Source organism: Mycobacterium parascrofulaceum ATCC BAA-614 (assembly GCF_000164135.1).
Taxonomy (GTDB): Bacteria; Actinomycetota; Actinomycetes; order Mycobacteriales; family Mycobacteriaceae; genus Mycobacterium; species Mycobacterium parascrofulaceum.
Genome location: NZ_GG770553.1, coordinates 1,227,293 through 1,245,155, shown reverse-complemented (window position 1 = coordinate 1,245,155; position 17,863 = coordinate 1,227,293). Strand labels below are relative to the sequence as shown.

The 17,863-nt window shown below is 70.9% G+C and carries 17 protein-coding genes and 1 pseudogene; 8 read left to right on the top strand and 10 right to left on the bottom strand.

The window, feature by feature from the left end; all coding sequences use genetic code 11:
* The first annotated feature begins 34 nt into the window (after positions 1-34).
* On the top strand, positions 35-778 hold the full coding sequence (locus HMPREF0591_RS05840) for an MBL fold metallo-hydrolase (protein WP_007167519.1): 744 nt from the start codon (positions 35-37) through the stop codon (positions 776-778).
* An 87-nt stretch (positions 779-865) separates the two neighbouring features.
* Here the strand turns inward: HMPREF0591_RS05840 and HMPREF0591_RS05835 are convergent, their stop codons facing one another.
* The 4 genes from HMPREF0591_RS05835 to HMPREF0591_RS05820 all read right to left on the bottom strand — a co-directional run bounded on the left by HMPREF0591_RS05835 (position 866) and on the right by HMPREF0591_RS05820 (position 5,066).
* Positions 866-1,384 (bottom strand): GNAT family N-acetyltransferase, encoded by a 519-nt coding sequence (locus HMPREF0591_RS05835; RefSeq protein WP_040621925.1) that lies wholly within the window; start codon positions 1,382-1,384, stop codon positions 866-868.
* A gap of 45 nt (positions 1,385-1,429) precedes the next feature.
* Positions 1,430-3,652, bottom strand: coding sequence for an MMPL family transporter (locus HMPREF0591_RS05830; protein WP_007167517.1), 2,223 nt, complete (start codon positions 3,650-3,652; stop codon positions 1,430-1,432).
* 183 nt (positions 3,653-3,835) lie between these two features.
* Positions 3,836-4,699, bottom strand: a complete 864-nt coding sequence (locus HMPREF0591_RS05825) for an SAM-dependent methyltransferase (protein ID WP_007167516.1) — start codon at positions 4,697-4,699, stop codon at positions 3,836-3,838.
* Positions 4,700-4,703: 4 nt separating this feature from the next.
* Complete coding sequence (locus HMPREF0591_RS05820; protein ID WP_007167515.1) at positions 4,704-5,066, bottom strand: DUF3054 domain-containing protein; 363 nt, start codon at positions 5,064-5,066, stop codon at positions 4,704-4,706.
* Positions 5,067-5,134: 68 nt separating this feature from the next.
* Here HMPREF0591_RS05820 and HMPREF0591_RS05815 point away from each other — a divergent pair, with 68 nt between their 5' ends.
* The 6 genes from HMPREF0591_RS05815 to HMPREF0591_RS05790 all read left to right on the top strand — a co-directional run bounded on the left by HMPREF0591_RS05815 (position 5,135) and on the right by HMPREF0591_RS05790 (position 11,409).
* Positions 5,135-5,881: an SDR family NAD(P)-dependent oxidoreductase gene (locus HMPREF0591_RS05815; protein ID WP_007167514.1), complete on the top strand. Its 747-nt coding sequence runs from the start codon at positions 5,135-5,137 to the stop codon at positions 5,879-5,881.
* A gap of 15 nt (positions 5,882-5,896) precedes the next feature.
* Positions 5,897-7,081 (top strand): acyl-CoA dehydrogenase family protein, encoded by a 1,185-nt coding sequence (locus HMPREF0591_RS05810; protein ID WP_007167513.1) that lies wholly within the window; start codon positions 5,897-5,899, stop codon positions 7,079-7,081.
* Positions 7,082-7,092: 11 nt separating this feature from the next.
* A complete protein-coding gene (locus HMPREF0591_RS05805; protein ID WP_007167512.1) occupies positions 7,093-8,238 on the top strand; it encodes an acyl-CoA dehydrogenase family protein in 1,146 nt (381 codons plus the stop codon).
* Entirely contained in the window at positions 8,238-8,900 is a 663-nt protein-coding gene (locus HMPREF0591_RS05800; RefSeq protein WP_007167511.1) for a TetR/AcrR family transcriptional regulator, read from the top strand. The genes HMPREF0591_RS05805 and HMPREF0591_RS05800 overlap by 1 nt, the downstream gene beginning before the upstream one ends.
* Positions 8,901-8,905: 5 nt before the next feature.
* Positions 8,906-9,517 carry a hypothetical protein gene (locus tag HMPREF0591_RS05795; RefSeq protein ID WP_040621208.1) on the top strand — a complete coding sequence of 204 codons (612 nt, stop codon included), beginning with the start codon at positions 8,906-8,908 and terminating at the stop codon, positions 9,515-9,517.
* Between the two features lie 512 nt (positions 9,518-10,029).
* On the top strand, positions 10,030-11,409 hold the full coding sequence (locus HMPREF0591_RS05790; protein ID WP_007167508.1) for an NAD(P)/FAD-dependent oxidoreductase: 1,380 nt from the start codon (positions 10,030-10,032) through the stop codon (positions 11,407-11,409).
* Positions 11,410-11,417: 8 nt separating this feature from the next.
* Here the strand turns inward: HMPREF0591_RS05790 and HMPREF0591_RS05785 are convergent, their stop codons facing one another.
* The 6 genes from HMPREF0591_RS05785 to HMPREF0591_RS05760 all read right to left on the bottom strand — a co-directional run bounded on the left by HMPREF0591_RS05785 (position 11,418) and on the right by HMPREF0591_RS05760 (position 17,369).
* Positions 11,418-12,644, bottom strand: coding sequence for an O-succinylhomoserine sulfhydrylase (locus tag HMPREF0591_RS05785; RefSeq protein ID WP_007167507.1), 1,227 nt, complete (start codon positions 12,642-12,644; stop codon positions 11,418-11,420).
* On the bottom strand, positions 12,641-13,069 hold the full coding sequence (locus tag HMPREF0591_RS05780) for a rhodanese-like domain-containing protein (RefSeq protein WP_007167506.1): 429 nt from the start codon (positions 13,067-13,069) through the stop codon (positions 12,641-12,643). Before HMPREF0591_RS05780 ends, HMPREF0591_RS05785 begins: the two co-directional genes overlap by 4 nt.
* A 40-nt stretch (positions 13,070-13,109) precedes the next feature.
* Positions 13,110-14,294, bottom strand: coding sequence for a formate-dependent phosphoribosylglycinamide formyltransferase (gene purT / locus HMPREF0591_RS05775; protein ID WP_007167505.1), 1,185 nt, complete (start codon positions 14,292-14,294; stop codon positions 13,110-13,112).
* Between the two features lie 29 nt (positions 14,295-14,323).
* Entirely contained in the window at positions 14,324-14,962 is a 639-nt protein-coding gene (locus tag HMPREF0591_RS05770; protein ID WP_007167504.1) for a PaaI family thioesterase, read from the bottom strand.
* Entirely contained in the window at positions 14,959-16,257 is a 1,299-nt protein-coding gene (locus tag HMPREF0591_RS05765; protein ID WP_007167503.1) for an adenylosuccinate synthase, read from the bottom strand. The genes HMPREF0591_RS05770 and HMPREF0591_RS05765 overlap by 4 nt, the downstream gene beginning before the upstream one ends.
* A gap of 254 nt (positions 16,258-16,511) precedes the next feature.
* Positions 16,512-17,369 (bottom strand): histidine phosphatase family protein, encoded by an 858-nt coding sequence (locus HMPREF0591_RS05760; RefSeq protein ID WP_007167502.1) that lies wholly within the window; start codon positions 17,367-17,369, stop codon positions 16,512-16,514.
* A gap of 236 nt (positions 17,370-17,605) precedes the next feature.
* On the opposite strand from HMPREF0591_RS05760, the pseudogene HMPREF0591_RS05755 reads away from it, so the two are divergent.
* Positions 17,606-17,863, top strand: a pseudogene (locus tag HMPREF0591_RS05755) (peptidase M50); the annotation flags it as partial.

Genomic DNA, 17,863 nt, shown 5'->3' with positions numbered 1-17,863 from the left:
GGGTCATTTCTACTCCCCGCATACACTCGCGGGCATGGCGGAGCTCATTCAGGTCACCGACCGGGTGCACCTCGCCCGGGGCGACGCTGTCAACTGGACCCTGGTCACCGACGACACCGGCGTGCTGCTGATCGACGCCGGCTATCCGGGGGACCGCCAGGACGCGCTGGCGTCGCTGTCCGCGCTGGGCTACGGCCCCGAGGACGTGCGCGCCGTCCTGCTGACGCACGCGCACATCGACCACCTCGGCTCGGCGATCTGGTTCGCCGGCGACCACGGCGTTCCGGTGTACTGCCACGCCGACGAGGTGGGGCACGCCAAACGCGAGTACCTGGAGCAGGTGTCGATCGTCGATGTCGCGCTGCGCATTTGGCGGCCCCGCTGGGCCAGGTGGACCGCCCACGTGGTCCGCAGCGGCGGGCTGATCCGCGACGGCATCCCCACCGCCGCGCCGCTGACCGCCGAGGTGGCCGCCGGCCTGCCGGGCCAGCCGCAACCGGTTTTCAGTCCCGGCCACACCAACGGACACTGCTCGTACGTGGTCGACGGCGTGCTGGTCAGCGGCGACGCGCTGATCACCGGTCACCCGCTGTTGCGTCACCGCGGGCCGCAGCTGCTGCCGGCGATCTTCAGCCATAGCCAACGGGATTGCATCCGCACCCTGTCCGCCCTGGCGCTGATCGACACCGACGTCCTGCTGCCGGGGCACGGCGACGTGTGGCGCGGGCCGATACGCGAGGCGACCGCGGCGGCCCTCGCCCTGGCCGGCGCCCAATGACGCGGGAATCACCGCATCGGGCCATGGGAAAACGATTGTGACGGTTGCCAAGTCAGTCGCGCTGTTCGCCGTGGCGGCGCCGCGAACTCACTGACCGCCGGGAACCAGCCACTTCTCGAACGCGATCGGCACGAACGGCCCCCACGACGGCAGCGGGTCGGCGGGCACCCGGGTGTAACCGGTCGCGTCGTAGAGCGCCTCGGCCTCGGGTTGGCGGTTGCCGGTGATCAGGTAGAGCCGCCGGTACCCGCGCGCGCCGGCCTCGGCCTCCAGGGCCGCCAGCAGCACGCGGGCGTACCCGCGGCGCCGGTAGGCCCGGTCGGTCCAGATCCGTTTGAGCTCGGCCGTCTCGGCGTCGTAACGCCGGAACGCGCCGCCGGTGACGGGCACGCCGTCGAGCACCCCGATCAGCAGCCCGCCGTCGGGCGGCGCCAATTCGGCCTCCGGCACCGGTAACCAGGACAGGTGGGTGCTCGGGGTGCCGCCGTAGCGGCGCGCGTACTCGTCGGCCAGCTCGGCCAGCAGCGGCTGCGCCAGCGGGTCGTCGTGCGTGGCCGACACAAAGCGCAGCCGGTGACCGGCGGCCGGCGGACTCGACGGATGCACCACGTCACCATCCAACGCCTGCGCCCCCGACGCATTCCACCCGGTTCAGCGGACCGGGCCGGCCGCGCGCGCCCCGCCCGTTCGCCGGGCATCCGTTCGCCGGCGGAGCCGCGCGAGCGGCGCGGGCGCCCACCAGTTCAGCCGGCCGAACACGTGCATGAACGCCGGGACGAGCAACATCCGCACCAGCGTCGCATCGACCAGCACGGCAAGGGTCAGCCCCACCCCGAACATCCGCATGAACGAGACCCCCGCGGAAGTCAGGGCGGCGAACGAGATCGACATCAGCAGCGCCGCCGCCGTGATGATCCGTCCCGTCCGCGCGACGCCGAGCGCGATGCTCTCGTCGTTGTCGGCCGGCGTGCGGGGCGACTCCAGCCAGTACTCCCGGATGCGGGACAGCAGGAAAACCTCGTAGTCCATGGACAATCCGAACGCGACGCAGAACATCAGCACCGGGATGGTGGCCACCAGCGTGCCGGTCGGCGTGGTGCCCATCGCCCCCAGATGGCCGTCCTGGAAGATCCACACCAGGGCGCCGAACCCCGCCGTCAGCGACAGCATGTTGAGCAGCACCGCCTTGACGGGCAGCAGCACGCTGCCGGTGAGCGCGAACAGCAGCACCAGCGTGACGCACGCGACGAAACCGAACAGCCACGGCAGCCGCGAGGTGATCGCGTCGACGGAGTCGCGGCTCATCTGGGCCATCCCGGTCATCGCGATCCGCTGGTCCCCGGGCGGCGGGATCGCGTGCAGGCGGTCCAGCTGCGCGTCGGACGCCGGCGAGAACAGGGGCGCGGTGCTCGCGACCGTCAGGTACGCGCTGCCGTCGGCCAGCCCGGCGGGCGCCGACGGCGGCCCCGTGCGCTCGCCGCCGACGAAGGTTCCCGTCGGCGCGGACACCGCCGCCACGTCGGGAACGCGCGACAGCCGCGCGGCGTAGTCGCCGAGTTCGCGCGCGGTCAGTCCCCCGGTGCGTGCGACGACGACCCGCACCGTGCTGGCGGAGTCGGTGCCGAAGTCCTGCCGGATCCGGTCGCTGACGGCCCGCGCCGACGACGACGCCGGCAGCACCCGGTCGTCGGGATAGCCCCATCTGATGCCGAAAAATGGCGCGCCCAGGGCGACCAGCAGGGCGATGATGGCCAAGCCGACGGGCAGCGCGTGGCGCATGGCCAGCTTGGCCGTCCGGTACCAGAACGTGCGCTCGACGGGCACGGACCCGGGGCGCCGGCGGCGGCCCACGTTGCGGACGTCGAACGCGTCGAGCCGGTCGCCGAGCAACACGATCACCGTGGGGGCGACCACCATCGCGGCCAGGGCCGCGAAGGCCACCACCGCCACGCCGGCGTAGGCGAAGGACCTGAGAAAGTACATCGGGAAGATCACCAACGCGGCCAGCGCGAGGGCGACCGTCAGGGCGGAGAACAGCACCGTGCGCCCGGCCGTGGCCATGGTGCGCGGCAGGGCTTCGCCGGGGGGCAGTCCCCCGGCCAGTTCGTCGCGGTAGCGGCTGACGATCAGCAGGGTGTAGTCGATGCCCAACGCCAATGCCAGCGCCACCGACACGTTCACGGCGAAGATGGACACGTCGGCGACCATGCCCACCGCGCGCAACACCGCGAGCGAGCCCAGGATGGCGAACCCGCCGACGAGAATGGGCAGTGCGGCGGCCAGCAACCCGCCGAACACCCACACCAGCGCGGCGAAACTCAACGGTATCGCGATGAATTCCATTCGCAGCAGGTCGTTTTCGGTCTGCCGGTTGAGCTCCTCGTAGATGATCGCCATGCCTCCGGCCCGCACGGTCACGCCGTCGCGGTCGCGCGTCAGCCGGTCCGCCAGCTCCCGCGCGTGCCGGGGGGCGCTGCCTTCCCCTCCGTTGAGCGCGGCCACGATCAGCGCGGACTTGCCGTCGCCGCTGACCAGCCCGGGCTGCGGCGCGGTCCAGGGCGACGCCACCTGCGCGACGAACGGTGACTGGGCCAGCTGACGGACAATGTCGGTGCCCACGATCCGGCCCGGTCCTTCGTTGACGCCGCTCGGCGCTCGCAGCAGCAGGGTCATCTCCATGTCGCCCTGATGGAATTTCTCGGCGAGAATCGCGGTGGCGCGGGAGGATTCGGCCGTCCGGTCCAGGAACCCGCCGCCGGGCAGGGTGGCCGCGGCGGGGAGGCCGAAGACGGCGGCGGCGACCGCCACGACGATCGCACCCGCGATCACGCGGCGCGGCGCGGAGATCGCGATCAGGGCCAGTCGCTCAAGCATGTGTGTCCTCCGCGCTGATTGGCTGTCGATCCCCCGATCGGTCCGTGCCCAACGTCAAAGCCCCCGGCTCGTTTCGCTATTCGCGGCTCATAAATCGTGTTACGACCCTAGGCCGCACCGGGTTCACGAATCGGCCGAACTAATTTAAGTTAATTAAACGTTAATCAACTTAAACACGGTGGCCTACCGCCGCGTCGCGGTGAGGTACTCCGGGACGAACTCGGTTTCGTCGCGCCGCCGGGCCCGCAGGCCCATGGCGGCGAGGAGCTCGGTGACGCCGCGCTGGGCCGGCGCCCACCCGCGCGCGGCCAAATACTCGGGGACGTAGTGGTATTGCCCCGGGTGGGTCAGGCTGGCCAGGTCGACGTCCAGCCCGTGCCGGCGCCAGCCATCGACGAACGAGCGCTCGGCCTCCAGCTGCAGGGGTGTCCAGGTCGGCAGGTGATCGGCGGCGAACCGGCTACCGGCGGCGCTCATCGCGGTCACCCCCTCCAACAAGCGGTCCTGCACGCCGGGCGTGAGGTACCCGATCAGCACCTGCTCGGCGATCCACACCGTGGGGGCGGTCGCATCGAAACCGACCCGCCGCAGCGCGGCCGGCCAATCCTGGTGCAGCCCGACGCCCACCGCGCGCCGGTTCGCCGTCAGCGCGGCGCCCAGCCCCCGCAGCGCGTCGTCCTTGAAGTCGAGCACCTCGGGCCGGTCGATCTCGAAAACCGTTGTGCCGGGCGGCCACCACAGCCGGTAGGGCCGGGTGTCCAGGCCGGACGCCAGGATCACCACCTGGCGAAGGCCCGCCCGCCCCGCCTCGGCGGCGAACTCGTCGACGAACCGGGTGTGCGCCGCGCACAGGTCCAGGAAACGGGGGCCGGCGGCGTCGTCCGCGGCGAACCGGTCGTCGTCGACCACCCGGACGAAGTGGTCGACCCCGGCGGCGCGCACCAGGGGCTCGGCGAACGGATCGTTCAGCCAGCCCTTGTTGGTGGCGACGGCCCGGGCGGCGGCGCCGAACACCGCGGTGACCGCCACGCCCGTCGTCGCCGCCATGGCCCTACACGCCGGTCCGGCGCCGCAGGGCCAGGCCGGCGACCGCGCGCCAGCCGAGCAACAGCAACGCGGTGACCGTGGCCGCCACCACCACGAAGCTGGCCGCCACGCCCGCGGAACTGGCCTTGCGCAGGGCCATGCCGACGACGACGGTGCACAGCCAGACGACGACCCCGGTCGGCGCCACCGCGGTGGGCCGCCGCCAGGCCCGCGCCGCCAGCCAGCCGACGACGGTTCCGGCGAGAAACGGCCACGCCGTGGCGGCGAGGCCGGCGATGTCGAGTCCCTCGTCGTGGCTGCGACGCCCGACGGCACAGAACACCAGCACGCCGACGACGTCGGAGCCCAGCCACAGCAGCCGCCGCATGCAGCGAGACTACCGGGCCGGGGGCCGCCCTTGACCCCGCCGCCGCGGTGAACCTAGATTCGGCAGCAATGAACGAGCATTCAGACGGCGGCCTGGCGGTGGTGACGGGCGCGGGTTCGGGGATCGGCAGGGCGATAGCGCTGGCCCTCGCCGCGCGGGGCGACCGGGTGATCGCCGCCGACCTGGACGAGGCCGCCGCGGCGGCCACCGCCAACGAGCACCCCGCGCTGATCACGGCGGTGCCCGTGGACGTCGCCGACCCGACGCAGGTGAACAGCCTGCGGGACGTGACCCACGCCGAGGCGGGCGTGCCGGACATCGTCGTCAACGCCGCCGGTTGGGACCGCACCGACCAGTTCCTCAACGCCACACCGGAATTCGCGGCCAAGGTGGTGGCCATCAACTACCTGGGGCCGGTGCACGTCTGCGCGGCGTTCTTGCCGGGCATGATCGAGACCCACGCCGGCGGGCGCGTGGTCAACGTCGCCAGCGACGCCGGCCGCGTCGGCAGCGCCGGGGAGTCCATCTACGCCGGCGCCAAGGGCGGGGTGATCGCGCTGACCAAGTCGCTGGCCCGCGAGATGGCCCGCCACCAGATCACGGTCAACTGCGTGTGCCCGGGCCCGACCGACACGCCGCTCTTCCACGCCCAGCCCGAGAAGCTGAAAGAGGCGCTGGTCAAGGCCATCCCGTTTCGCCGCCTGGCGCGGCCCGAGGAGGTCGCCGCGGCCGTGCTGTTCTTCGCGTCGCCCGCCGCGTCGTTCATCACCGGACAGGTGATCAGCGTCAGCGGCGGCCTGACGATGGCGGGCTAGTGGCAGGCTGAACCCATGAGCACCCGCACACCACCCGCCTTCGACCGGTACGACCCGCTGGGGCTGGACGCCTCCCTGTCCGACGACGAGCTCGCGCTGCGCGACACCGTGCGCAAGTTCTGCGCCGAGCACGTCGCGCCCCACGTCGCGGAGTGGTTCGAGATCGGCGACCTGCCGGTGCGCGAACTCGCCAAGGGGTTCGGCCAGCTCGGCCTGCTGGGCATGCACCTGGAGGGCTACGGATGCGGCGGGGCGTCGGCCGTGCACTACGGCCTGGCCTGCGTCGAGCTGGAGGCCGCCGACTCCGGCCTGCGGTCGATGGTGTCGGTGCAGGGCTCGCTGGCGATGTTCGCGATCTGGAATTTCGGGTCCGAGGAGCAAAAGCGGCAGTGGCTGCCCGCGATGGCGACGGGTGAGCTGCTGGGCTGCTTCGGGCTGACCGAACCCGACGCGGGGTCCGACCCCGCCGCGATGAAAACCCGCGCGCGGCGCGACGGTTCGGACTGGGTGCTCAATGGCCGCAAGATGTGGATCACCAACGGCTCGGTCGCCGACGTCGCGGTCGTGTGGGCCGCCACCGACGACGGCATCCGCGGATTCGTCGTGCCCACTTCGACGCCGGGCTTCTCCGCCAACACCATTCACCACAAGCTGTCGCTGCGCGCCTCGATCACCAGCGAGCTGGTGCTCGACGACGTGCGGCTGCCCGCCGACGCGATGCTGCCCGGGGCGAAGGGGCTGCGGGGGCCGCTGTCCTGCTTGTCCGAGGCGCGCTACGGCATCATCTGGGGCTCGATGGGCGCGGCGCGGTCGGCCTGGCAGGCCGCGCTCGACTACGCCACGCAGCGCACCCAATTCGGGCGCCCCATCGCCGGATTCCAGCTCACCCAGGCCAAGCTCGTCGACATGGCGGTCGAGCTGCACAAGGGCCAGCTGCTGTCGCTGCACCTGGGCCGCCTCAAGGACGGCGCCGGGCTGCGGCCCGAGCAGGTCAGCTTCGGCAAGCTGAACAACACCCGGGAGGCCATCAAGATCTGCCGGACCGCCCGAACCATCCTGGGCGGCAACGGGATATCGCTCGAGTACCCGGTCATCCGGCACATGGTCAACCTGGAGTCGGTGCTCACCTACGAGGGCACGCCCGAGATGCATCAGCTGGTGCTCGGCCAGGCGTTCACCGGCAGCGACGCCTTCCGGTAACGAGGGAAGCCATGGCATGCCTGCAGTACGCCGAGGAGCACCGGCAATTCCGGGCGCTCGTGCGGGAGTTCGTGCAGCGGGTGGTCGTCCCGGCGCACGAGCGGGCCGAAACGCGGGGGCAGTGGGACCGCTCGCTGTTCGTCGAGGCGGGAAAGCTTGGGCTGCTGGGCTTTTCGGTGCCCGAGCAGTTCGGCGGCCCGGGGGTCGACGACTTCCGGTACAACGCGATCCTGATCGACGAGCTGCAACGGGCCGGGGCGGCGGCCGAGGCCATCGCGTTCACGCTGCAAAACGACGTGGTCCTGCCCTATCTCACCGACCTGACCACGCCCGAGCAGCAACAGCGCTGGCTGCCCGGCGTGGTGACCGGCGAGACGGTGCTCGGCATCGCGATGACCGAACCGGGCACCGGCAGCGACCTGGCCGGGATCCGCACCGCGGCGGTGCGGGACGGCGACCACTACGTCGTCAACGGCGCCAAGACGTTCATCTCCAATGGCCAATGCGGCGACCTGTTCGTCGTCGCGGTGCGGACGTCGCCGGATCGGCACACCGGGCTGTCGCTGCTGGTGGTCGACGCGGGCACCCCGGGCTTCTCCCGGGGCCGCAACCTGGAGAAGATCGGCCTGCACGCCCAGGACACCAGCGAGCTGACGTTCACCGACATGCGGGTGCCGGTGGCCAACCTGCTCGGGGAGGAGGGCCGGGGTTTCTACCAGCTGATGCAGAACCTGCCGCAGGAGCGGCTCGCGCTCGGCGTGGGCGCGGTGGCCGCCGCCGAGGCCATCCTGGCCGAGACGCTGGACTACGTCAGGCAGCGCACCGCGTTCGGAACGCCAATCGCCGGCTTTCAGCACAGCCAATTCGTGCTCGCCGAGGTGGCGACCGAAATCGACGTCGCCCGAACGTATCTCGACGACTGCCTGGCCCAGCACCTGGCCGGCGAGCTGACCGCGGCGCGGGCCGCCCGGCTGAAGTGGTGGACCACCGACCTACAGGTCCGCACCGCCGACCGCTGCCTGCAGCTGCACGGCGGCTACGGCTACATGCGTGAGTACGCCGTGGCGCGCGCGTTCGTCGACGCCCGCATCCAGACCATCTACGGCGGCACCAACGAGATCATGAAGACGATCATCGCCAAGGACCTCGGCATCTGATGGCCGTGGAATACGGCGACCTGCCCGTCCGGGAGGCCGTCCGCGCCGCCCGGGCCGGCGCGCGGCGCCGGCAGCTGCTCGACGCCGCGGTCACGGTGATGGGGGCGCGCGGCTTCCACCAGATGTCCATGCAGGACCTGGCCGCCGAGGCCAACGTCAGCGTCGGGCTCATCTACACCTACTTCGGCGGCAAGGAGGAATTGCTGCTCGCCACGATCGTGCGGATCCTCGACGCGTTCCGCGACCAGCTGGCGCCGGTGATGGCCGCCGCCGGCGACGACGTGGTGGACCAGCTGGCCGCCGGCATCCGCCGCTACGTCGAGATCGTCGACGAGAACCTCGATGGCGTGGTGCTCACCTACCGGGAGAGCCGGACGCTGGCGCCGGCCGGCCGGGCGCTGATCAAGGACCTCGAAATCGCCACCGCCGCACCGCTGCGCGCGGTCGTCGAGGCCGGCATGGCGCGGGGCGCCTTCCGCGACGTCGACGTCGACCTCACGGTGTTCGACATCATGCTGCTCGCCCACGGGTGGGCGCTCAAGCACTGGCACTTCGGGCCGCTGTACACCCGCGATGAATACATCCGGCTGCAGACGCGCCACGTGCTCGACGCATTGGTGCGCGACGACCGTCGCGCCGACTACGCACACGTGCTGGAATGAGGGGCATGACAGGCATCGCGCACCGGATCGGCAGCGCCGTCGTGGCGCTGGCCCTGGGCGCCGCGGCCCCGGCGGCCGGCGCCGACCCCACCGTCACGCTGCCGCCGATGGCCTCGAGCGGCGGCGGGCCGATCATCGGCGGCGGCAGCAACGCCGGGATTGCCCAGCAGCTGTTCGGCTTCGGCGCACCCAACGTGCAGGAGGTCGACGGCTCGGACGCGGCGCAATTCATCACGGCCGCCGCCGGCAGCGCCAATCCGCAACTGGCGGCGCCCTTTTCGCTGATGCGCCGGGCGCTGGCGTGCCAGCCCAACGACGCCGGGTTCGGGGCTCGCGCCTACCGGCGCACCGACGGGCAATGGGGAGGCGCGATGGTGGTCGCCGCCAAGAGCGCGACCTCCAACCTCGACGCCCTGGTGGCCTGCGCCAAGACGAACTGGCGCAGGGCCACGGCCGGCAACCAGAGTTCAATGTGCAACAGCGGCTGGAGCACCCCCAACACCTACGAGAGCCGCCGCGGCGAGACCTACTACGTTCTGCTCGCGGGCACCGCCGACGACTTCTGCACCGCGGTCAACGGCAAATTCAAGGACAACTCCAACGGTTGGCCGTTCTAACGGGAAAGCGGGCTCGAGGCCGGCTTCACCATTCCAAAGCGTTCCCGGTGACCGCCGTTAATGCGGCCGATGTCGTCATGAATTGAATTCAATGCATTTTCGCGCCGACGCGCGGACCCGCGCCGAGGACGCCGACGCGCCCAAATTTCGAAATCCGTTCGCGCAAGGGCGATCACAACGTACACTTCCGCCATCGGGCAATCGGGTAACCAGGGAAATTGTCCTTCGATGAACGGGGTGTTGTGGTGTCACGATTGACCGGCAAAATCATTCTCGCAGCGATGCTGGGCTTCACCGTCTGCGCGGCTTCGGCGTGCACGACGCCGATAACGATCGATTGCGGTCCGTCCCTGACCTGCCAATAGCGGCAGCCGACCGAATTAGGCCGCACCGAAATGGCGCGGCCTAATTCGTCGCGGCGTTGCCGTGACGTTCGCCCCGCCCGGGTCGTACGGTGGACATGCGCTGAGAACACCGCGCGAGCAGAACGACACGGCCGGTAAGGGGTGAGTATGTCGCGTCATCGCGTCGTCATCATCGGAAGCGGATTCGGCGGGCTGAACGCGGCCAAGGCGCTCAAGCGCGCGGACGTCGACGTCACCCTGATCTCCAAGACGACGACCCACCTGTTCCAGCCGCTGCTCTACCAGGTGGCCACCGGCATCCTGTCCGAGGGCGACATCGCCCCGACCACCCGGCTGATCCTGCGCAGGCAGAAGAACGTCCGCGTGCTGTGGGGCGAGGTCAGCGAGATCGACCTGACGGCGAAGACGGTGACGTCGCACCTGATGGGCATGCAGACGGTGACGCCCTTCGACAGCCTGATCGTGGCCGCCGGCGCGCAGCAGTCCTATTTCGGCCACGACGAGTACGCCGCCTTCGCGCCCGGCATGAAGAGCGTCGACGACGCCCTCGAGCTGCGCGCCCGCATCCTCGGCGCGTTCGAGGCCGCCGAGGTCGCCACCGACCCCGCCGAGCGGCAACGCCGCCTGACGTTCGTGGTGGTCGGCGCCGGGCCCACCGGGGTCGAGCTGGCCGGCGAGATCGTCCAGCTCGCCGAGCGCACGCTGGCCGGGGCGTTCCGGACCATCACGCCCAGCGAATGCCGGGTCATCCTGCTCGACGCCGCGCCGGCCGTGCTGCCGCCGATGGGGGAAAACCTGGGCCTCAAGGCGCAGCGGCGGCTGCAGAAGATGGACGTGGAGATCCAGCTCAACGCGATGGTGACCGCCGTCGACTACCTGGGCATCACCGTCAAGGACGCCGACGGGAGCCAGCGCCGCATCGAATGCGCGTGCAAGGTGTGGGCCGCGGGCGTGCAGGCCAGCGAGCTGGGCAAGATGCTCGCCGAGCAGTCCGCCGGGACCGAGACCGACCGCGCCGGGCGGGTGATCGTCGAGCCGGACCTCACCGTCAAGGGGCATCCCTACGTGTTCGTCGTCGGCGACCTGATGTCGGTGCCCGGCGTGCCCGGGATGGCGCAGGGCGCGATCCAGGGGGCGCACTACGTCACCCGGCTGATCAAGCAGGCGGTGAAGGGCCAGGACGACCCGGCCAACCGCAAGCCGTTCAAGTACTTCGACAAGGGCAGCATGGCGCTGATCTCGCGCTACAGCGCCGTCGCGAAGGTCGGCAAGCTGGAGTTCGGCGGCTTCATCGCCTGGCTGGCCTGGCTGCTGCTGCACCTGTACTACCTGATCGGCCACCGCAACCGGATCGCCGCCATGTTCGCGTGGGGCATCTCGTTCCTGGGCCGCACCCGCGGCCAGATGGCCATCACCAGCCAGATGATGTACGCCCGTCCGGTGGTCGACTGGGTGGAGCGCCAGGCGCAGGAGGGGACGCTGGCGGCGGCCGAACGCATCGAAGCGGCCGAGAAGCAGGCGGGTTAGCTCTTCAACTAGCCCAAGGCCTGGTCGATGTCGGCGATCAGGTCGTCGGTGCTCTCCAGCCCGACGGAGATCCGGACCACGCCGTCACCCAGGCCGATCGCCGCCCGGCCCTCCGGGCCCATCGCCCGGTGCGTCGTGGTGGCGGGATGCGTGACAAGGGATTTGGCGTCGCCCAGGTTGTTGGAGATGTCGATCAGCCGCAGCCTGTCCAACACCTCGAAGGCCCGGTCCTTCGCGCTGGCGTCGGGGCAGTCGAGCGCGAAGGTGATCACCGTCCCGCCGCCGGACATCTGGCGCCTGGCCAGGTCGTACTGCGGGTGCGACGGCAGGTACGGGTAGCGCACCCAGCTCACCGCCGGATGGGCCTCCAGGAATTCCGCGATCCGGTGCGCTGAGGAGTTGCTGTGTTCGACCCGGATAGCCAGCGTCTCAAGGCCTTTCACCAGCACCCAGGCGTTGAACGCGCTCAGCGCCGGCCCGGTGTGCCGCATCAGCTTCTGCACCGGGCCGTCGATGTAGTCCTTGTCGCCGAGGATGGCGCCGCCCAGCACGCGGCCCTGCCCGTCGATGTGTTTGGTGCCCGAGTACACCACCACGTCGACGCCGAGCGGAATGCCCCGCTGCAGCAGCGGTGTGGCAAACACGTTGTCCAGCACCACTTTCGCGCCCGCGGCGTGCGCCAGCTCGACCACCGCGGCGATGTCCACCAGCGACTGCATCGGGTTCGACGGCGTCTCGAAGAACACCGCCTGAGTCGGCTTGGCCAGCGCCTCCTCCCACTGCGCCAGGTCGTCGCCGTCGACGAAGACGGTCTCGACGCCCCAGCGGGGCAGGATCTCGTTGCACACCACGAAACACGAGCCGAACAGGCTGCGCGACGCGACCAGCCGGTCCCCCGCGGCCAGCAGCGCGCCCAGCGAGGTGAACACCGCGGCCATGCCGCTGGCGGTGGCGAACGCCGCGGGTGCGCCCTCGATCAGGCGCAGCCGCTCCTCGAACATGGTCACGGTCGGATTGCCGTAGCGGGAGTAGACGAAGTGGTCCAGCTCGCCGGTGAACGACTTCTCAGCGACGGCCGCCGAGGGGTACACGTAGCCCGAGGTCAGATACATCGCCTCGGCGGTCTCGTCGAACCCCGAACGCAGCAGCCCGCCGCGCACCCCGATGGTCGCCGGGCCGACGCCGTCGGGCAGCGCCTTGGGCGCGCGGACGGAGTCCCCCGACGGGTCGGTCACAGCTGCTTCCACGGCAAACCGATGGCGCGCCAACCGGATTCGCCGCGCTGGCCCAGGGCGTTCGGGTGGCCCTCGAAACCGTCCAGCACGTTGTAGGCCGGGGTGAGGCCGATCCGGGTGGCCGCCTCGGCGGCGCCGATGGACCGGTTGCCCGAGCGGCACAAGAACACCACCGGACGCTCGGCCGCGCTCTCGGGAACCCGTTCGGCCAGTTCGTCGGTGAAGTTGACGTTGAAGGCGCCGTCGGACGTGTTCCACTCGATGAACACCACGTCGCGGCCCAGGCTGGACAGGTCGGGCACGCCGACGAACCGCCACTCGGCGTCGGTGCGCACGTCGACCAGCACAGCGTCCGGGTTCTCGCTGAGCAGCTTCCATGCCTCCTGGGGCGTGATGTCTCCGGCGTAGCCGCGCTCTGTGCTCATGACCTCGGATGGTAGCGAGGACGCCCCGCCGGGGGATAACTCAGTGGGCCGGTGGCCGTTGGGTCAGCCGGTTCGCGGCCTCGCGGGCGCGCTCGCGCGCCGCCGCCACCTCGGGTGCGGTCGCCAGCGCCTGGAATCCCCGCCCGACGGCGCGCAGGTCGCTCTCCGGCACGCCCAGCGCCCCGGCCATAGCGGCGGCCGGCCCGTCGGCGCGCTCCACCCGGTGGGCCGCGCCCGGCGAGATCATCATGGTGTCCACCGGCAGGCCCAGGATGGTCCGGGCCTGCAGGTCGAAGGCCGAGAGCCGCTGGCTGCGCACCGTCACCCAGGCGCTGTCGGCGGGGCGGGGCGTGACGTCGGCGAAGTACACCTCGTCGCCGTTGATCATCAGCTCGACGCCGAACACGCCGCGCCCGCCGAGCGCCTTGACGATCCGCGCGGCAATGGATTTGGCCGCGTCCATCGCCGCCTCGCTCACCTGCTGCGGTTGCCAGCACTCCGGCCCGTCGGCGGCGCCCTCGCGATGGCCGATGGGCGTGCAGAAGTCGACCACCGGGCCCTGGGGCCCCTCGCTGCGCACCACCAGCAGGGTGACGTAGTGCTCGACCTCGACCAGGGTTTCGGCCAGCACGCGGTGCGGGTGGCCCTGGCCCTCCGTCGCGCGTTGCCAGGCCGGCCCGATGTCGTCGGGGCCGGACGCCACCGACTGTCCGCGCCCGGCGGCCGCCGGCTTCACCAGCAGCGGGTAGCCGGCGTGGGCGCCCACTGCCTCGAGTTCGCCGACGGAGCCGGCGAACCAGAACGGCGCGGTGGGCAGCCCCAACTCGTCGGCGGCCAGCCGCCGCAGGCCCTCGCGGTCGGCGGCGAGCCGGACGGCGCGGGCGCTCGGCACCAGCTGGGTGTTTGCGCCCTCGAGTACCTCCAGGGCGTGGATCGCGACCGCGTCGGTGGCGGTGACCACGACGTCCGGGCGCAGCCCCCGGACGGCCTCCGTCAGCCGGTCGGCGTCGGTCAGCGGGACCACCAGCGCCTGGTCGGCGACGCCGTGCGCGGGCGCGTCGCCGCGCTCGTCGACGGCGATCACCCGCGCGCCGAGGCGGCCCAGCGCGATCGCCAGCTCCCGGCTCAGGTCGCCGGAACCCAGCACGACCACGCGCGGCCGGACGTCCGCGTCATCCTGGGGCGCGGCGAGCACGGTCGTCTTGTCGTCTGGTCCGTCGGTCACCGCTCAAGGATAGGTGCGCGGCGGAAACCTCAAGGCTGGCCGGGAAGCAGCCGCACCATCAGGCCGTTGCCCTCGGCCAGCACCGTTTCGTCGCCGTCGAGGAGTTCCGCGGCCACGAACGCCTTGCGGCCCTCGGTGCCGGTGACGCGGCCGCGCACGGTCAGCGGGGTGTCGATCGGGGTGACCTTGCGGTAGTCGACGTGCAGGAAGGCGGTCCGGCTGATGGGCCGCCCGGCGGCGTGCGAGACCATGCCGAACAGGTTGTCGAACAGCAGCGGCAGCACCCCGCCGTGCACGGCGTGGTTCCCGCCGACGTGGAACCGGCTGAAGTGGCCGGTCATCTCGACCCCGTCGGGCGCGTAGCGCGTCAACGTCCAGGGCGGCAGCAGCAGGCTGCCCATGCCGGGCAGGTCGGGCGTCCGCCCCGCCGGCGCCTTGCCCTCCTCGGCCTCGAACGGGCGCAGCAGCTCCACCAGGGCGGCGGCCCGGTCGGCCGCGTCATCCCAGACGTCGTCGCCCGGGTCGGCGGACACGGCGAGGTCCTGCACCGCCCGCATCGCCGCGACGAACCGGCCGAACCCCGGGCCCGGGGTGGCCGGGCCGTATTCGGGAAATCCGCCGTGGTGTTCGTATTCGGGGTCGAGCTCTTTCGGGTCCGGCTCCGTCACGGGCGCGCCGCCAGCACGTCGCGGCGGACGATCGTCTGCTCCCGTCCCGGGCCGACGCCTATGCACGAAACATGCGCCCCGGCAAGCTCTTCCAGCCGCAGCACGTAGTCGCGCGCCTTGGCGGGCAGGTCGTCGAATTCGCGGGCGCCCGAGATGTCCTCCCACCAGCCCGGCAACTCCTCGTAGATCGGTTCGGCGCGCGCCAGGTCGCTCTGCGTCATCGGCATGTCGTTGGTGTGCTCCCCGTCGATGCGATAGCCGACGCAGATCGGCACCGTTTCCAGGGTGGACAGCACGTCGAGCTTGGTCAGGAAGAAATCGGTGATGCCGTTGACCCGCGTGGCGTAGCGGGCGATGACCGCGTCGAACCAGCCGCACCGGCGCCGCCGCCCGGTGGTGACACCGAACTCGCCGCCGGTCTTGGACAGGTATTCGCCGTTGGCGTCGAACAGCTCGGTGGGGAACGGCCCGGAGCCGACCCGGGTGGTGTAGGCCTTGAGGATCCCCAGCACCGTGGTGATGCGGGTGGGGCCGATGCCGGACCCGACGGCCGCGCCGCCGGCGGTCGGATTCGACGACGTCACATAGGGATACGTGCCGTGGTCGACGTCGAGCAGGGTGCCCTGGGAACCCTCGAGCAGCACCGTTTCGCCGGACTCGAGCGCGGCGTTGAGCAGCCGCCGGGTGTCGCGGATGCGGTGGCGGAAGCCTTCGGCCTGCTCCAGCAGGGCCTCGACGACCTGGTGCGGGTCCAGCGCCTTGCGGTTGTAGATCTTGACCAGGATCTGGTTCTTGAGCTCGAGCGCCGCCTCGACCTTGTGGGTCAGCTGTTCGGGGTCGAGGACGTCGGCGACCCGGATGCCCTGGCGCGCGATCTTGTCCTGGTAGCACGGGCCGATGCCGCGCCCGGTGGTGCCGATCTTCTTGTTACCCATGTAGCGCTCGGTGACCTTGTCGATGGCCACGTGATAGGGCAGCAGCAGGTGCGCGTCGGCGGAGATCAGCAGCTTGGTGGTGTCCACGCCGCGGTCTTCGAGGCCCTTCAGCTCGTCGAGCAGCACCCCGGGGTCGACCACCACCCCGTTGCCGATGACGTTGGTGACGCCGGGGGTCAGCACCCCGGACGGGATCAGGTGCAGCGCGAAGTTCTCGCCGCTGGGCAGAACGACGGTGTGCCCGGCATTGTTGCCGCCCTGATAGCGCACGACCCACTGCACGCGACCGCCGAGCAGGTCAGTGGCTTTGCCTTTGCCCTCGTCGCCCCATTGGGCGCCGATGAGGACGATTGCCGGCATGACTCGCTCCCGCCTGCTTACTGTCGTTCCACTGGCAACGCACCGTATCTTGCAGCGCTGCAACGGCTTGCGGCATCACCCGGTGGCTCGAGCTGCCGGCCCGCACCAGGGTCTCGGTTGAGCGCCCCGGGACCGTGCGCGTAGCTGGAGGCATCTTTGCTTGACGCGCTCACGTGGCGATCCTAAACGTCGGGTGACGACGGCCCCGCGCCAAGGGCCGTTTGATCGCGGCTCGTGTCCCCGACGGCCGCGGCTCACGGCGTCACGCGCGGTTGAGCAGCGCATACACCGCCGGCGGTCGGCGCGTCCAACATCAGGCACAGGGGCTGCTTGGGATCGCGGTCGGTCCTCTTGGCCGCCCAGCCCGGCCACACCGGTTTCCCGTTCCAACTGACCAGCGTCCAGCCGTCACGCGGGTTGCCCTGGATCACCACGACGCCGGTGTTGGGCAACGGGTCGAACAGCAGGAGCAGCGGGTCGGGGTTTCTGACGCTCATCATCGTCCCGACGCCGATGGCGAACTCGCTGGAGAACGCCACCTCGGTGATCTTGCCGCCCGTGGTGCGGACCGGGTTGGCCATGGCGTTGCCGTAGATCGTTTGCAGGGAGTCGTTGAACCGACCCGCGTCGCTCGCCGCGTTGCCGTACATCGTCTGCAGCGCGCCGTTGAAGCGGTTGTGGAACTCGAATCCGTTGGCGTCGGCGGAGCCCGGAGCCAGCATCGGCACGATGCGCAGGCCCAGCAACCACGCCACCGGGCCGAGCAGGTATGCCAGCCCCGCGAGGCTGAACTGCGGTTGCCCGTTGAACGCGCCGGCGTCGATCTCGTTGAGGCCGGGCAGTGCCTGGACGTTCATGCCCGACGCGGCCGCCAACGGCGCGGCGGTCTGCTGCGTCCTAGTCAGCTGCGACGCGAAGATCCCGGCGAACGGACCCCGCGCGGCCAGCGTGTTGGCGATGTTCTGCGCCTGTTGCTGGCCGAGCGCGGTGAGCACCGTTCCGGGCACCGCGGTGTCGATCAGCCGCGCCGCGTTGCCCTCCGACTCGCCGTGCCGCACCAGGTCGATCACGATCGATTCGTCGGCCGCGGCCGTCGCCGGCTCCAAGCACAACAGGACAGCCGAAACCGCTACGGCGGTGAGTCGGCGAATGGCAGTACTCCGTTCTCTTGGCCACCCATTCGTTGACCCCGTGGCAGGAGTAAAGTATCCGGCTGCCATCAGGCGGTGGCGCAACAACTTTCGCAGTCCGGAACCATGTTGTGACTGCGTCGTTATGACGAGACCTTGCGGCGCCCAGCGTGTCTGGCCGCCGACCGGACGAGTGGCATTGGGAGACAAGGGAATTGGTGAGGCAAGAAGATCGCGCCGTAGCGGTGTTGCCGTTCGGTGATCGCCGGCCGCCGCGGGCGCTGATCGATCTCCCGGTCCACACGGCCGATCCCGACACCGCTATCGGCCCGTACCGGCGGCTGGTGGTGGTCGGCGACGACGCTGACCTGGCCGCCGTGCTGACCCGGCTGCTGCGCGCGGACCGGCTCGACGTCGAGGTGGCCTACGTGCCCCGCCGCCGCACCCGCGCGACCCGGGCCTACCGCCTGCCGGCC

Bases quoted from the DNA above. Each gene is read 5' to 3' on its own strand.
- HMPREF0591_RS05840 (WP_007167519.1), top strand. From the start codon at position 35: ATGGCGGAGCTCATTCAGGTCACCGACCGGGTGCACCTCGCCCGGGGC.
- HMPREF0591_RS05830 (WP_007167517.1), bottom strand. From the start codon at position 3,652: ATGCTTGAGCGACTGGCCCTGATCGCGATCTCCGCGCCGCGCCGCGTG.
- HMPREF0591_RS05825 (WP_007167516.1), bottom strand. From the start codon at position 4,699: ATGGCGGCGACGACGGGCGTGGCGGTCACCGCGGTGTTCGGCGCCGCC.
- HMPREF0591_RS05820 (WP_007167515.1), bottom strand. From the start codon at position 5,066: ATGCGGCGGCTGCTGTGGCTGGGCTCCGACGTCGTCGGCGTGCTGGTG.
- HMPREF0591_RS05815 (WP_007167514.1), top strand. From the start codon at position 5,135: ATGAACGAGCATTCAGACGGCGGCCTGGCGGTGGTGACGGGCGCGGGT.
- HMPREF0591_RS05810 (WP_007167513.1), top strand. From the start codon at position 5,897: ATGAGCACCCGCACACCACCCGCCTTCGACCGGTACGACCCGCTGGGG.
- HMPREF0591_RS05805 (WP_007167512.1), top strand. From the start codon at position 7,093: ATGGCATGCCTGCAGTACGCCGAGGAGCACCGGCAATTCCGGGCGCTC.
- HMPREF0591_RS05800 (WP_007167511.1), top strand. From the start codon at position 8,238: ATGGCCGTGGAATACGGCGACCTGCCCGTCCGGGAGGCCGTCCGCGCC.
- HMPREF0591_RS05795 (WP_040621208.1), top strand. From the start codon at position 8,906: ATGACAGGCATCGCGCACCGGATCGGCAGCGCCGTCGTGGCGCTGGCC.
- HMPREF0591_RS05790 (WP_007167508.1), top strand. From the start codon at position 10,030: ATGTCGCGTCATCGCGTCGTCATCATCGGAAGCGGATTCGGCGGGCTG.
- HMPREF0591_RS05780 (WP_007167506.1), bottom strand. From the start codon at position 13,069: ATGAGCACAGAGCGCGGCTACGCCGGAGACATCACGCCCCAGGAGGCA.
- HMPREF0591_RS05765 (WP_007167503.1), bottom strand. From the start codon at position 16,257: ATGCCGGCAATCGTCCTCATCGGCGCCCAATGGGGCGACGAGGGCAAA.